Here is a 15055-nt window from a genome sequence, read left to right on the forward strand (position 1 = left end):
GAGGCATAGCCTCTTTGTTCTTGTTCTCCAGGAAAGTCTTTTCTTGACAACACGCCTTGTTGTATAGGCGTGTTTGTTATATAATTGTATTAAGAATGACTATCAAAAAAATTAACCTATTAAAGGTTACCAAGAAAACGAATCAAGAAAGGAAGATCTCATGGACATTAGATATGAAGTTGTAACGAACTTAAGTAAAATGGAAGTACGAAGCAAATTGGAAGCATCATTAAAAGAAGAAGGTTTCGGGATACTCTGGGAACTGAATATGAAAGACAAACTACAGGAAAAGGGAATAGAATTTGACCGAGATTTTATAGTACTAGAAGTATGTAATCCGGTAGCGGCCAAGAAAGTCTTAGACATTGACATCAGCGCTGGTTATTTTTTACCTTGTAAAATGGCCATTTATGAAGAAAAGGGAAATTGGGTTCTGGGTTTGATAAAACCAACAGACTTAATCGCGTTGCAGGAAAATCCGGCTTTAATACCACTTGCAAAAGAAGTTGAAGAAGCGCTTATACTTGCTATTAGTAATGTCGTTAAGTAAAGGAGGCCTAGCCTATGTCCCATCAGCTTAAGAATCTGGTCATCTATTCAAGTTTGGAGAGAGATTCAATTGTATGCAATTATTATAACTTGATAACCAAAGAAGACTATAACGAAAGACAAAGATCCTACTTTAATTTGGTTAAAGACTTGGTACAATGTGGCAATACGCTTATGGAGCATATCATGCTGTTGATGATAGAATCGGAGAATCATATTCTTACCAAATTAATTGACGAAGATTACCGGTTGACCGAGTTTGATTACGCCTGTATCAAAAATGATTTGATGATTATTAATTGGTTGGTCCATTATAATGTTGATCAAGCCATTCAAGATATCGATAATCAACATGGACTCCTAACCTTTTTATTAGATAATACAAGTCAGCATCATCAAGTAAAAAATTATTTGGATTATTTCATGCTTGTGAGGGATAGACCTATTTTCCATCAGCAATGTGATGATTTTGTAACCATGATGAAAAGTCAGGGAACCGGCAGATTTTCAAGTCATACGGCTTATTATATGACCGTAAACAATACCATCAAACCAATAGAAAAATTCGAACCGCTTAAATGGTCTTTGATTTATGATTATGATATTCAAAAAGAAAGATTAAGGAAAAATACAGAGGCTTTTGTAAAAAGTAAATTCTACCACCATGCCCTATTGGTTGGTGCAAGTGGTACCGGAAAATCTTCATCTATAAAGGCAATAGTGGATTTGTATAAAGATAGGCGGCTAAGATTGATTCAGCTTCACAAAGGACAACTGAGCCAACTACCGGCTTTGATTGAAGAAATTAAAACCTCAAATCTAAAATTCATCATTTTTATGGATGACTTATCTTTTGAGGTTAATGAAGATGAGTACAAATTTTTGAAATCCTTTATTGAAGGCGGCGTCCTTAATGAAACAAAAAATGTAGCCTTTTATGTGACGTCCAATAGGATGCATCTGATTAAAGAAGTAAGATCAGACCGTGAAGGGGAAATACATATTCAAGACTTTATTCATGAAATGACATCCTTATCAGATCGCTTTGGTTTATATCTTACATTTGAGTCATTATCACAAAAAGCTTATTTAGAGATGGTATTTAAGATGATTCAAGAAGATCAGTTGGATTATGACCGAGACTGGGTGGAAATAGAAGCTAAGAAGTGGAGCATAAGACAGGGCGGTATGTCCGGTAGAGTGGCCAATCAGTTTGTAAAGCAGTTACACATGATAGGTGAGGATCTATAGGAATAAAGGAGGCTGGGATGGCAAAAGTAAAGCTAAGTTACGATCAAATCGCTGAAAAAATGGTACAAAAATATGAAGATGTAGATCATGGAAAAATGATGTCATCTCCTGCACTTATTCACAACAATAAAGTATTTGCATTTTATTATGGGGATAGTATGGTTTTTAAGCTTGGTAAAGACTATGACATAAAGCAACATGGAGAAATTAAGTATGAACCTCTTAACCCCTTTAAGAACAAAGCACCTATGTTGGCTTGGTATGTCATTGGCTATGATGCGGTTGCACAGTGGGACAGTCTAGCAGAAGCTGCTTACAAAATCATGAAAGAAGTGTTCACAGCTGACCTGAAAGTCTAAGTAAACCTTCTCCGAAGGCCTGTGCGGTTAAATGATAATTAAAACCCAGTTGTGTGGTTAAGCCTTCAATCATTCCATTTTTACTTTGAGTATCTAGACGAACGAGTTCGCCGGCACCAATGTGCGTCGAAGATTGGGTGCTATAGTGATGGTATCCCGTAATCTCAGTCATAGAATCGATAGCCTCGGCAAAAACCAAGCCGTCCTGGCTGATGACAATTAGATGAATGAAGGAAAGGCTTTTTACCGTCATCTCGATGACTAAGTAGTTGCCTTTTCTTTTTGTACCTTCATCATTCATCTTAATAAATCCGGATTTATATGCATTAATCATTGAAAACTCCTTTTAAGTAGAATCAACTAAGAAAACACGAAGTGACTTACCGTATATATCGGGATAGAAGCGTATGAACTTTAACATTGAAACCAACATTAACCAAGGATTAAACAGGAGGTAAATTATGATAACAACGATTACACTTAATCCCGCATTAGATAGAACCATTCATATTCATAGTATCAAATATGGGGAGGTAAACCGAGTAGGTGAGATTAGAGAAGATCTTGGCGGCAAAGGTATTAACGTGGGCCGAATCTTATCTGGGTTTACCTTGCCAACAATGAATATGACCATACTTGGCCAATCAAATTATCATGAAATACTTGAGTATTTCAAAAAAGATGAAATGGCAGTTAACTATGTAGAGGTTCCCGGACATACAAGAACCAATATTAAAATTGTCGAGAAGGATTTGAATAGAACAATAGACTTAAATGAATCGGGGCTCAGTGTTGATTCGAAAAACTATGAAAAATTTTTGGAAAAACTGGATGCCATAGCACCGAAAAGTGAATATCTTATTATGAGTGGTAGTCTACCGGAAGGTTTACCCAAAGATACATACAAAGAGATTGCTAACCGTTATGGGAAACAAGTCAAGATCATCATAGATGCAGATGATGACGTTTTAAGTGAAGGCTTAAAGGGCGAGCCTTATCTTATTAAGCCCAACATTCACGAGCTTGAAAATGCGCTCAATCGCAAATTGGAAAGTGATGTTGAAATTATTGAAGCGGCCAGAGAAATCATTAAGCGATACAAGATGACCTATGTACTTGTATCTATGGGCGCAAAAGGCAGTCTTCTGGTTTCAGCAGAAGAAGCCTATCGTGGTGGTACGATCGATGTAGATATCATTAGCACGGTAGGTGCAGGTGATGCTATGTTAGCAGGATTCATCTATGGCTTGTCCAGAAAGAAACCTTTGAATGATTGTCTGGCCATTGCCGCAGCTTGTAGTGCGCTCACCATATCCGTTGAAGGATACCCTAGACTGGATTTGGATGATGTCTATGATAGAGCTAGGCAGGTAACGGTTACAAAATTGTAACCGTCTATTTCCAAGCTTCAAGGATGTTGTAAATGTGATTACCTTCCGGCGTGTTACGCATAAAATCACGATAAAGCTTAATCTTAGTAAAACCGACTTCATTTAATAATACTTCTAGTTGTTCATAACGAATAGGAAAAAGGGGTATACAGTTTTTCTCTACTTCGCCATTGTGAACCAATTCGGTGTAACATTCCATGCACTGTTGCTCAAGACATTGGTGTCTTTTTAGAATAAGGTCATCGACTTTAATAACAGGTAGTTCTAACATACCTGTGGCTAACACAAGATCATAATTGACGACTTCGCATTTGAAAACGCCGTCATCTTTAAGAACTTTAGACATTGCTTTGAAGAATTGGCGAACAGCCATTTCGTTTGGTAAATGGGCGAGGGTATTGTCAAAACAGAGAATCTGGTCAAAAGCAGTTTCAAAATGCTCTTCAAGATTCAACATGTCAAGAGCATGAAATGTAGGGCCATCATCATTTAAGCCTCTCGCTTGATCAATGATTTTTTTGTCAATATCGATACCAACGACCTCATGGCCTAAGTGGTAGAGTGCATGGCACAGAGCACCTGTAGCGCATCCGATATCGAGTATTTTTTGCTTGGTAGGAGAGGTGTTTACAAAATCTAGCTTATTTTGGTCCAGAGGAAACAATTGATCGTAAAAATGTATGATATTCTTGTAATAGGACATAGGGACCTCCTTATATACTTTCAAAAGTGTCGTATTGGTATCTGTTTTCATTATACCACAAATGTAAAAAAAGGATAAAGGGTCTATCAAATAAGAATGGATTTATTTTGTTCATTGACGAATGGTGTGTTTGGCAGTATAATATTAATATATGAACAAGTATGCATATGTTAATATTAACTGAGGAGGCTATTATGAGTCATGAATATATTTTAGAAGGTCTAAACTGTCATAGTTGTGCAATGAAAATTGAAGACGAGGTATGTAAACTCTCTGGTATTCATCAAGCACATTTGAATTTTGCAACACAGACGATTACAATTGAGACTTTGGCGCAAGATCTTGATTTACTACCAATATTACAAAAAAAAGTGAATCAGATTGAAAATGGTATAACCGTTATGAAGAAGAAAGATCAAATAACGATGGGGCTTAATCAAGAAGCTGAAACATGGAAAGGTAAGAGCATATGGATTCGACTTATCATCGGATCAATGTTTTTTATAACCGGCTTGATTTTAGAGCAATCACTTATGGTTGAGCTCATCATTTATTTAGTAGCTTATCTAACCATTGGAGGCGATGTTCTTATTCTTGCAGGGCGTAATATTATTAAAGGCAAGGTCTTTGATGAGAATTTTCTCATGTCTGTAGCCACCATAGGTGCCTTTGCAATTGCAGAGTTCCCGGAAGCTGTAACGGTTATGCTTTTTTACCAGATTGGTGAGCGTTTTCAAGATATGGCGGTTCATAGATCAAGAAAATCAATAGCTAGTCTTATGGATATTCGCCCGGATGTAGCATGGGTCATGAACGAAACAGAGCTGATTCAAGTTATGGCAGATACACTTCAGGTGAATGATCGAATCTGGGTTAAGGCAGGAGAGAGAATCCCACTTGATGGTATACTGGTTAAGGGTTCTGCTATGTTAGATACATCAGCGCTGACGGGTGAATCTGTACCGCGAAAAGTTAGAGAAGGTGACACGGTCCTGTCAGGATCCGTCAATACCAATGGTCTTATTGAGGTTGATGTAACAAAAGTATTTGGCGAATCAACTGTATCTAAGATCTTGAATTTGGTTGAAAATGCCACGAGTAAGAAGGCAGAAACAGAGAAATTCATAACCACATTTGCTAAGTATTATACACCAATAGTTGTGTATTTAGCCCTAGCACTGGCGTTTCTACCACCACTTCTGATGCCGGGTGAGGATTTTCGAACTTGGATCCATAGAGCATTGATATTCTTAGTTGTATCCTGTCCTTGTGCCCTCGTGATTTCCATTCCCCTAGGCTTCTTTGGAGGCGTCGGTGGGGCTTCAAAACATGGTATTCTAATTAAAGGTAGTAATTATCTAGAAGCACTAAATCAAGTAAAAACGGTGGTCTTTGATAAAACAGGAACCCTTACAAAAGGTGTTTTTAAAGTGACGAAAATATATCCGGTTAATACCACCGAAGATGAAATACTTAAGCTGGGTGCCTATGCTGAATATTATTCCAATCATCCAATTGGAAAATCAGTAATAGAAGCCTATAGTGGCGCTATAGATTCTGAAAAAATCGATGACTATGAAGAAATAGCAGGTAAAGGTATAAGTATAACTTTATCAGGTGATAAAGTTCTAGCGGGCAATCGTCAGCTCATGGCAGATTATGGGATAGAGCCTGAATCGGCAGATCACTTGGGCACCCTCGTACATGTCGCAAGAGATGGTATATATATGGGTTATATGGTGATTTCGGATGAAATTAAATCCGATAGTAAAAAGACAATCTCAGAACTTAGAGCCAAGGGTATTACGAGAATTGTAATGTTGACAGGTGATTTATCAGCTGTAGCAGATCAAATAGCAGCCTCATTAGGAATAGATGAAGTCTATGCCGGGCTTCTGCCACATGAGAAAGTCGAAGTATTTGAAAACATTATAAAAGAGCAAAAGAAAGGCAAGACTTTATTTGTTGGTGATGGTATTAACGATGCGCCTGTACTAGCCAGAGCTGATATTGGTGTGGCAATGGGTGGTATTGGTTCCGACGCAGCTATAGAGGCAGCGGATGTGGTCTTAATGACAGATGAGCCTTATAAACTTGTAGATGGGATTGTCATTGCAAAAAGGACAAAAGCCATCGTTTGGCAGAATATTGGTTTTGCAATGGGTGTTAAACTGATTGTATTGGTTTTGGGTGCCGGTGGCTTGGCCACAATGTGGGAAGCTGTATTTGCAGATGTAGGTGTTGCACTTATTGCTATTATTAATGCGATGCGTATCATAAAGAACCCCACAGGATTATTAGGGAAAAAATAAGAACAAAGAGGGACCGTCAAACATCGACGGTCCCTCTTTTAGTATAAGAATCTTACAAAATACTGAATGCATAATTCATCTTTTCAAATGATTATTAATTACTTGGTATCAGAATCTTGTTACCTGGATAGATGAGATGTGGATTTTTTAATTGATTGAATTCAGATAATTCTTGCCAAGTAAAACCATAGGCCTTAGCAATTCTCCATAATACATCTCCGGATTTAACGATATATACAACCGGAGCTTCTACGACTGGTGGTGTAACAACTGGAGGTACAACCACTGGAGGAACAACAACAGGTTCTTCTACAACAACGGGTTCAACGGCTGCTATACGACCGGTTACAGTAGCTTTTTCTGTGCCATTTTCCTTCATGTAAGACACAAGGACTTCATCAAGAGCAGCGAATTCTCCAAGGATTGGATAATTTGCAAGAGCCGTATATTCATCTCCGCCAGCGCCTAAGAAATCATTGGTAGCTAGTACATACGTTTTTGTATCGTCTAGAAGTTCATCACCAATCATAACTTCAGTAAGTTTTGAACCAACCGGAAGGTTAGAGTCAAATTTGATGGTCATACCGGCAATATGAGGGAAAGCACCTTTTTCAGTAGGATAGTCAGAAATGCCCACTTCTAAAATAGATCTAATATCTGATCCCATTACACTTTTGGTTATAACATAATTACCAAAAGGTAAGACAGAGATAATATCACCTTGTGTAATATCGCCTGTTGGAATAGAAGCACGGATACCACCACCATTGGTAATGGCCAAATCAGCACCACTTGCATCCAGCATAGCTTCAGCGATTAAGTTGCCTAGATTGGTTTCGCCAGTCCGAACAAAACTTCTTTCACCCTGTAGATCGATGGTGGTTGTTCCGACGACAGCTGAAGTGATAACTTCATTTTCAGCATTAACAGTCTCCATCAGTGCCAATACATCAGGATTAGGAACGATGCTTGCAGCATCTTCTGTGGTAAGTAAGGTAGCGCTAGATGTAACCGTACCATCCATATAACTCAAAGTAACTTTTCCAAGATTCTTTGCATAATCACTTGTTTGAACGATTAAAGTATCATTAACGACCATACCACTACCTTCACCATAAATAGAGTGGCTGTGAGCGTCTACAAATAGGTCAATACCATCAACGGCTGTAGCGATGGCTTCAGAGGTATACATGCCTTGATTACCAATATGTCCTAGACAGACGATAATATCCGCCATTGGTGTCAATAGGTCAACCATACGTTGCGCTGTTACAGTTGGATCTTCAAAGGTAAGACCTTCAACATTGTCCGGATGGGTTTTATACGTTGTTTCGGGTGTAGCAAGACCAAAGATTGCGACTTTTACACCTTCAAATTCTTTGATTACATAATCATCAAGTAACATGGAATTATCTGCTTTAATGACATTAGCAGCGAGTAATGGAAAGTTGGTTTCAGCTTGCAATTCCAGAAGTCTGGCTTGCCCATAGTTAAAATCATGATTACCGGTTGTTAAAGCATCGAACTTCATTAAATTCATTAATCGAGCAATACTTGCACCTTTAGATATGGTGGCAAATGTTTGTCCATGGAAAGAATCACCTGCGTCTAAGAGCAGAACATGATCTCCTGCTGTTCTTGCCTCATTGACCACAGTGGCAATCTTTGCAAATCCAAAATTGTTATATTCAGCGACACGGGAATGAACGTCATTGACGTGGAAAACAGTGATTTCTACATGACCTGCGGCGTTGATTGGAACTGCAAAACTAAATAAAAGGGATAGAGTTAAGATAATACTTAAAAATCTTTTCATAGTTACCTCCTTTTAATAAATGATGGGACACGTTATTATGTCGTTACATATAATCTTAGCACTTTGGATTTAAATTGTAAATTGATTGTGAACAAACTATGAAAAAATATTGTAAAATTTAGTTTAAGCTATCGTTTATTGTATACATACGCCTTGAATGTTATCTTGTTTGATGCAAATTCTCCGGTCTATAGCTACTGTGATAGGTATTTCCTATCTTTATAACATGTATGGGCAAATCGGGATTTTGACGAATATGGATAATAGGATCATGACCGGACCAAATAGGCAGATGTCCTTTTTTATGTCCCACCAAAGCCTGATAGAGTTTATGGTTTGCTTCGACATATATGGGTTCATTAATATCGACTACGAAATCAAGAATGTAATTTAAGAGTCGTTTTTCATCTATAAGCTGCTTGAGTGCCGGATGGAAAGGTCCGGCAACGACATCTTGGCCCAATTGAATCTCAGGGGTTGTTTGCAGGCCAACACGTAGAACCTTAATACCTGCAGCTTCAAATCTTGGTAAAATATCAAGACAAAGGTTGATGGTTGTCTCGAGATTCCATGGTGTGTAGAGCCCTTGATGATAGAGTGTCTCAAGAGGGGTATCTTTTATGACCAACGTGGGGTAGATGCGGACCATATCCGGATCTAGGTTGATTATCTGATCTGCTGTAGAGAGAGAACGTGCTACTGTATCCTTAGGTAAACCGAGCATCATTTGAAGACCCAAATCAAAAGGGTAAGAACGAATCAGCTTGCAAGCTTTGATTACATCATATGAAGAGTGACCACGTTTTGACGCTTGAAGGACTTCGTCGGACATAGATTGAACACCTAATTCAATACCGATTACTGGGTAATGGCTTAAGAAGTCCAGAATCTCTTTAGTGATCATATCCGGTCTTGTGGATAATCGTATACCATCTAGGTTGTATTTGTGTATATATTCTGTTGCAAGTGTGAGATATGACTTCTGTTCTTCTATTGGAATACCTGTAAAACTACCACCGAAGAAAGCAATCTCAATATGAGGAACACCCTTTGCTGTAGAGAGATAGGCTTCAATCTCATCTCGGATTTGACGCTCATTGAAACTGTTCTTATACCCGGATATCTTTTTTTGATTGCAAAAGATACAATCATGAGGACAGCCATTGTGAGGTACAAAAATAGGTATATTCATATGTTTTTTCATAGATAATCTCCTTCATAAACAAGAATGGAACCGATATCCAAAAGCGGCATACCATCGACTTGAAAGATATGACAGTCATGTTTTTGTATAAATGCTTTTATGGTATGGTGATCCGGATGTGTGGTCAAATCACCGTTAAAATAGAGTGTATCTTGAATTTGGCCGGCAGTTCCGCCTATAAAACCATAATCATGATGTTCAAGACGAACAAAGCCCGGTTGTATTTTTAACACTTCTAGGCTTGTAGATTTGCATGCGTTTATAATACCATCATCAGTGGTGATAAGTCCTTGATCTGCCACAGGGAGAGCAACACATCTTGTATAGCCTTGCTTGATATCAATCCATTGTCTTGAAGTGGCGTCTATATGTTTTTTCAACTTATGAGCTGTAATAGATCTTGGATGTAGAAAATAATCTGTGAAGGACAAAGCATTCAGGTAAGCAGACTTAGGATAAACGGCTTCTAAGACCTCATCAATCTTACATACATCAATCCCTAAGGTATTCAATCGATTATAGATTGCATCTGGAATTGTACGGGATAAGAAAATAATCTGATCTACAATATGAATATGTAAATCCACATGGTTGGCTACACTTGGATATAAGTGATTGGATTTTGGGATTTCTATAACTTCGCCCAGGGTTTGAAGGTGTTTTTTTAGGGATGGATAGGCATTGTCGGCGATGAAGATCAAACGCAAGTGGCTCACCTCTTTATGATAGATATTTTTGGTTAACGAACATCTTAACCATCTACTAAGATTATAATGTAAAAAACATAGAAATAACAATAGCTTTTTTATATAAGCATTTAGACTTATGAAGCTTGTCATAAGAGGACGAACATGATAAACTAATCATATGTAAGTGATACTAACAAATGTTTAGGAGGCGCTATGACAGAACGAGAACGTGAAGTGTATAACTTAATTGAAAAAGACCCTATGATTTCACAAGCCGAATTAGCAGCCATGCTTGGTATCACCCGCACATCTGTTGGGGTTCATATCAGTAATCTGATGAAAAAAGGCTATATCAAGGGCAAAGGCTATATCACCAATACCGAACATCCCGTCACAGTCATCGGAGGTGCCAATGTTGATTATCAAGGTAAATCCGATCGGATGATTATTATGGAAGATTCCAATCCGGGAAAAATCAACCATGCTCTGGGTGGCGTGGGTAGAAACATTGCGGAAAACCTGTCCATGTTGGAAGTGCCTGTAAGATTGATAACAGCTATGGGCGGAGATGCCGAAGCTTCAATGGTGCGAGAAAATGCCGTAGAGCGCGGTATTGACATTGAAGACTGTTTATTGCTTATGAATGAACGCACATCCACGTATCTTTATATCTTAGATCACCTTGGGGACATGGTTACAGCAGTTTCTGATATGTCCATAACAAGCAGGTTGAATGAGGATTTCTTAAGGACGAAGCTGATGAAGATTGATAAAAGTGCCTATACCGTTATCGATGCCAATCTACCAGAGGCAAGCATTCATTTTTTAGTACGGCATTTACAGAACACGAAGCTTATTTTCGATACTGTATCAACGACGAAAGCACTCAGAGGCAAAGCGGTACTGGATGGTTTTTATGGCATTAAGCCCAATCTTATTGAGGCTGAAGTGCTCCTGGATAGAAAAATCCTTACTGACAAAGACATAGAATCAGCTGGGCAAGCTTTTCTTGATATGGGTATTAAAAAAGTGTTTATTACTTTGGGGAAAAAAGGTGTGTATTTTACAGATGAAGAACATAGTTTTTTTAGAAGTTCAAAAGTATCAGATGTTGTAAATGTGACAGGTGCCGGAGATGCTTTCACAGCAGCTATGGTATATGCTCTGCAACATCAACTTAGGGGCATTGATTTTGTAGATTTTTGTCTAGGTGCATCTGGTGTGACCGTGATGAGTGAAGATACCATTGCAAGGAACCTGTCGGTTGATAACATTAAGCAAATGATAAAGGAGCGTTAAGAGATGAATAGATATTTGGAAATCAGTAAAGAAATTGAAGAGGCGCTTGAAATGAATAAGCCGGTAGTGGCTCTTGAATCTACCATCATATCTCATGGTATGCCCTATCCACAAAATGTGGAAACGGCATTAAAAGTTGAGGAGATTGTCAGAGAAAATGGTGCAGTCCCGGCAACCATAGCCATAATAAATGGTAAACTCAAGGTGGGTTTATCCAAAGATGAAATTGAATATCTGGGTAAAAAAGGACTTGAGGTTATCAAATGTAGCCGTCGAGATTTACCGGTTGTTGTGGCCCAAAAATTAGATGGCGCAACCACAGTTGCGACCACTATGATGATTGCGGAGATGGCGGGAATTAAAGTGTTTGCAACAGGAGGCATAGGTGGCGTCCATAGAGGCGCGACTGAAACTTTTGATATATCAGCAGATCTAATGGAACTGGCGCATACAGATGTGGCGGTTGTCTGTGCAGGCATCAAATCCATCCTGGATATTGGACTCACCTTGGAATATCTTGAAACACAGGGTGTTACGGTTATTGGGTACGAAACGGATCATCTTCCTGCCTTTTATTTGAGAGATAGTGGGTTTGATGTGGATGTTCGTGTGGATTCCCCGGAAGAAGTAGCAGCTATGATGGAAGCGAAGTGGTCCATGAAGCTTCGTGGTGGTTTTGTAATTGGTAATCCGGTTCCGGAAGCTTATGAAGAGGACGAAGAACAAATCACAACAGCAATTGAACAAGCCTTAGATGAGTTAAGTAAGCAAGGCATTAAGGGCAAAGATTCAACACCATTTTTGTTAGCCAAAGTAAAAGAATTAACCCATGGTGAGAGCCTTGAGACGAACATTCAACTGGTTTACAACAATGCAAGAGTGGCTTCAGGTATTGCAAAAGCCTTTACAAAAGCATTATAGAAAATACTATAGATGGAAAAGCCGAACTTCTAGGTTATTCCATCTATAGCCTCCCAAAAACAATGAACCATATGTCTCACTACAAATAAAGAGGTGAATGATATATAATATGGGTCAAGGTTCATGTTATGTTACTTAATCGTATGACTTTTATAAACGAATTGTAACATATATGTGCTAGTATGAGGTCGTTGTACAAAAGAATCGGGAGGTTCACATGAAAAAATGGATAAGCATTGGGTTACTTGGGATGTTGCTATTGGCATCATCATGTAACAAAAATGATATTAATATAGATGAAGAATTGCCGGAACAAACGATAATAGAAGAAGAACCAGAGACACAAGATGCCCTTGATCTAGAAGTAGAGGATTCAGAGAGTGAAGAAGTCCCTGATGACTTGGATTTATCTCAGGAACAATTAATGCGTGATCGATTTGTTGCATTTTTATTTACCGGTCCTAATATCAAAGAGGTCAAGACCTATATCGATGAAAATATTCGAAATGCCCACACATCTTTGGCGGATGATATGTTAGCAGAGCTCATTGTTAGAGGTGAAGTGGGTATGGCACAGCAAACTATTTTCCTTTATGAAGATCCTCAGATTGATATGCATACTTATCTGTTTGATATATATGAAAAAAATGCAGATCGCTTTTCCAATGGGTATGCTTTCTTGGGAAGCGAAAAAGATATATTAATATCTCTAATTGACAATACATCATATAAAAGCAGTTTGCAAATGCTCTTTGATCAAGGCTATGGTCTGTACAGTGCAGAGGGAAGTTTTTATCCGGTGGTAGATTATTTGTATTATTTGCAAGAGTATGGCATGTATGTAGGTGATATGACCAAGTCTTATTTGAGTATGCTGTCTGAGTTCGTCATTGAACCCACAACCATTGAGGAGTATTTGGCAATTTCACCGGAAGCATTAAAAGAAAGAGCCTATCGCTCAGAGCAATTTCTCATGGACTACCCAAATGCGCCTATTGAGTACAAACGAAACATACGTGAAAATTTGACCATAAGCCTATGGAAGTTATCGAGTCCCAATATATTTGATGGTATGTTAAATGAAGATTTTACAGTATCCATGCCTTTGCAACAAGTTTATGATGACGTTCTAAAGGAGCGCAAGACACCCGTGGTCACATCTACAGTAGAAGCCATAACCGATTGGATTCTTACACATGATGGCGGGATACTTGGTAGCTATGAAGATATGGATGGGCTTTATAACCGTACAAATGAGATTTTTAATGCATCACAGGAAATGATGCAAAACTTATATCCAATAGACTAAAAAATAATCACCTTGTCCGGCAAAGTTACATAGGCCTGAACAGGTGATTATTTTGATTATTATTTATAGTTTGTTTGCGAGTTGTGTACCATAGTCACGGCATAGTTTAAGTGCATTTTCATCCGGCTTCCAAAGAACACCAAGGCCTTCTTCGAGAACATCAAAGCCACAATCTTCAAGGGCTTTTTTCATGAGTTTAGGTGACTCACCACTCCAACCATAGCTGCCAAAGCCGGCGGCTTTTTTATTTTTGAAGTTCAAACCTTTTATCATTTCAAGGGTTGCAGCCATAGCAGATAAAATACCTTTGTTAATTGTTGAGGACCCTGCCACCACAAGTTTAGCCTTAAAAACTTCGGAAATCACATCATTTTTATCAGCTGTACCTACATTATATAGCTTAATGTTAAGCGTTGGATCCACTGATTTAACACCTTCGGCAATTGCTTCAGCCATTTTTTTGGTAGCATCCCACATAGTATCGTAGATGACGGTTACTTGATGTTCTTGGTAATTATCAGCCCATTCTAGATACTTCTCAACGATTTGAGTGGGATTTTCTCGCCAGATAATACCATGCGCTGGGCAGATCATGCTTACAGGTACGTTAAATCCAAGGACTTCATGGATTTTCTTCGATACCAAGGGGCTAAATGGTGTCAATATATTGGCATAATACTTAAGGGCTTCTTGATAAAGTTCAGCTTGATCTACAAGATCGTTATACATAAACTCGGATGCATAGTGTTGGCCGAAAGCATCATTACTGAAAAGAATTTCATCTTTAGTATAATACTCGAACATATTGTCTGGCCAGTGAAGCATAGGTGCTTCGATGAATATAAGTTTACCTTCTCCAAGATCCAAGGTATCCCCGGTTTTTACTTGAACAAAGTTCCAATCCTGATGGTAGTGACCTTTGAGTGACTTAATACCGTTGGCGGTACAGTAAATGGGCGTGCCAGGGATTTCTCTCATAAGTTCAGGAAGACCACCACTATGATCAACTTCACCATGGTTGGCAATAATATAGTCAATCTTTTTTAAGTCGATGACCTTTTTGAGATTCGTTATAAACTCCTCGTCAAAAGGTTGCCATACCGTATCAATCAGTGCAATTTTTTCATCTTCAATCAAATAGGAGTTATAAGAAGATCCTCTATGTGTTGAGTATTCTTCACCGTGGAATTTTTTTAGATCCCAATCTATTTTACCTACCCATGTAATACGATCATTAATTTTGAACATTTGT

At 38.4% G+C, this 15055-nt stretch carries 14 protein-coding genes; 8 read left to right on the forward strand and 6 right to left on the reverse strand.

The window, feature by feature from the left end:
- Positions 1 to 160 precede the first annotated feature (160 nt).
- Genes PATL70BA_RS10920 through PATL70BA_RS10930 form a run of 3 tightly spaced genes read left to right on the forward strand, consistent with a single transcriptional unit; the run spans position 161 to position 2159 of the window.
- Complete coding sequence (locus PATL70BA_RS10920; protein ID WP_125137391.1) at positions 161 to 550, forward strand: DUF302 domain-containing protein; 390 nt, start codon at positions 161 to 163, stop codon at positions 548 to 550.
- A gap of 14 nt (positions 551 to 564) precedes the next feature.
- Positions 565 to 1800 (forward strand): ATP-binding protein, encoded by a 1236-nt coding sequence (locus PATL70BA_RS10925; RefSeq protein WP_125137392.1) that lies wholly within the window; start codon positions 565 to 567, stop codon positions 1798 to 1800.
- 17 nt (positions 1801 to 1817) lie between these two features.
- Complete coding sequence (locus PATL70BA_RS10930) at positions 1818 to 2159, forward strand: hypothetical protein (protein ID WP_125137393.1); 342 nt, start codon at positions 1818 to 1820, stop codon at positions 2157 to 2159.
- On the opposite strand, the gene PATL70BA_RS10935 is transcribed toward PATL70BA_RS10930, so the two are convergent.
- On the reverse strand, positions 2137 to 2493 hold the full coding sequence (locus PATL70BA_RS10935; protein WP_125137394.1) for a hypothetical protein: 357 nt from the start codon (positions 2491 to 2493) through the stop codon (positions 2137 to 2139). The two genes, PATL70BA_RS10930 and PATL70BA_RS10935, sit on opposite strands and share 23 nt — an antisense overlap.
- 127 nt (positions 2494 to 2620) lie before the next feature.
- Between PATL70BA_RS10935 and pfkB the strand changes: the two genes are divergently transcribed.
- Positions 2621 to 3550, forward strand: coding sequence for a 1-phosphofructokinase (gene pfkB / locus PATL70BA_RS10940; RefSeq protein WP_125137395.1), 930 nt, complete (start codon positions 2621 to 2623; stop codon positions 3548 to 3550).
- A 4-nt stretch (positions 3551 to 3554) separates the two neighbouring features.
- Here pfkB and PATL70BA_RS10945 read toward each other — a convergent pair whose 3' ends face one another.
- Positions 3555 to 4253: a class I SAM-dependent methyltransferase gene (locus tag PATL70BA_RS10945; protein ID WP_172596215.1), complete on the reverse strand. Its 699-nt coding sequence runs from the start codon at positions 4251 to 4253 to the stop codon at positions 3555 to 3557.
- A gap of 194 nt (positions 4254 to 4447) precedes the next feature.
- Between PATL70BA_RS10945 and PATL70BA_RS10950 the strand changes: the two genes are divergently transcribed.
- A complete protein-coding gene (locus PATL70BA_RS10950; RefSeq protein ID WP_243115903.1) occupies positions 4448 to 6565 on the forward strand; it encodes a heavy metal translocating P-type ATPase in 2118 nt (705 codons plus the stop codon).
- Between the two features lie 94 nt (positions 6566 to 6659).
- Here the strand turns inward: PATL70BA_RS10950 and PATL70BA_RS10955 are convergent, their stop codons facing one another.
- From PATL70BA_RS10955 to PATL70BA_RS10965, 3 genes are all read right to left on the reverse strand, one after another.
- Positions 6660 to 8381 (reverse strand): 5'-nucleotidase C-terminal domain-containing protein, encoded by a 1722-nt coding sequence (locus PATL70BA_RS10955; protein ID WP_125137398.1) that lies wholly within the window; start codon positions 8379 to 8381, stop codon positions 6660 to 6662.
- 160 nt (positions 8382 to 8541) lie between these two features.
- Positions 8542 to 9585, reverse strand: a complete 1044-nt coding sequence (locus PATL70BA_RS10960) for an elongator complex protein 3 (RefSeq protein ID WP_125137399.1) — start codon at positions 9583 to 9585, stop codon at positions 8542 to 8544.
- Positions 9582 to 10292 carry a DUF6873 family GME fold protein gene (locus PATL70BA_RS10965; protein ID WP_125137400.1) on the reverse strand — a complete coding sequence of 237 codons (711 nt, stop codon included), beginning with the start codon at positions 10290 to 10292 and terminating at the stop codon, positions 9582 to 9584. The genes PATL70BA_RS10960 and PATL70BA_RS10965 overlap by 4 nt, the downstream gene beginning before the upstream one ends.
- 195 nt (positions 10293 to 10487) lie before the next feature.
- Between PATL70BA_RS10965 and PATL70BA_RS10970 the strand changes: the two genes are divergently transcribed.
- The 3 genes from PATL70BA_RS10970 (at position 10488) to PATL70BA_RS10980 (ending at position 13803) form a co-directional block, all read left to right on the forward strand.
- Entirely contained in the window at positions 10488 to 11573 is a 1086-nt protein-coding gene (locus tag PATL70BA_RS10970; protein ID WP_125137401.1) for a carbohydrate kinase, read from the forward strand.
- A gap of 3 nt (positions 11574 to 11576) precedes the next feature.
- The gene (locus PATL70BA_RS10975) at positions 11577 to 12494 is read left to right on the forward strand and encodes a pseudouridine-5'-phosphate glycosidase (protein ID WP_125137402.1); all 918 of its coding nucleotides are present in this window, start codon (positions 11577 to 11579) and stop codon (positions 12492 to 12494) included.
- Positions 12495 to 12711: 217 nt separating this feature from the next.
- Positions 12712 to 13803: a hypothetical protein gene (locus tag PATL70BA_RS10980; protein ID WP_125137403.1), complete on the forward strand. Its 1092-nt coding sequence runs from the start codon at positions 12712 to 12714 to the stop codon at positions 13801 to 13803.
- Positions 13804 to 13866: 63 nt separating this feature from the next.
- On the opposite strand, the gene PATL70BA_RS10985 is transcribed toward PATL70BA_RS10980, so the two are convergent.
- Positions 13867 to 15051: an anaerobic nitric oxide reductase flavorubredoxin gene (locus PATL70BA_RS10985; RefSeq protein WP_125137404.1), complete on the reverse strand. Its 1185-nt coding sequence runs from the start codon at positions 15049 to 15051 to the stop codon at positions 13867 to 13869.
- Positions 15052 to 15055 lie beyond the last annotated feature (4 nt).

Origin of the sequence: Petrocella atlantisensis, assembly GCF_900538275.1 — a bacterium.
Taxonomy (GTDB): Bacteria; Bacillota; Clostridia; order Lachnospirales; family Vallitaleaceae; genus Petrocella; species Petrocella atlantisensis.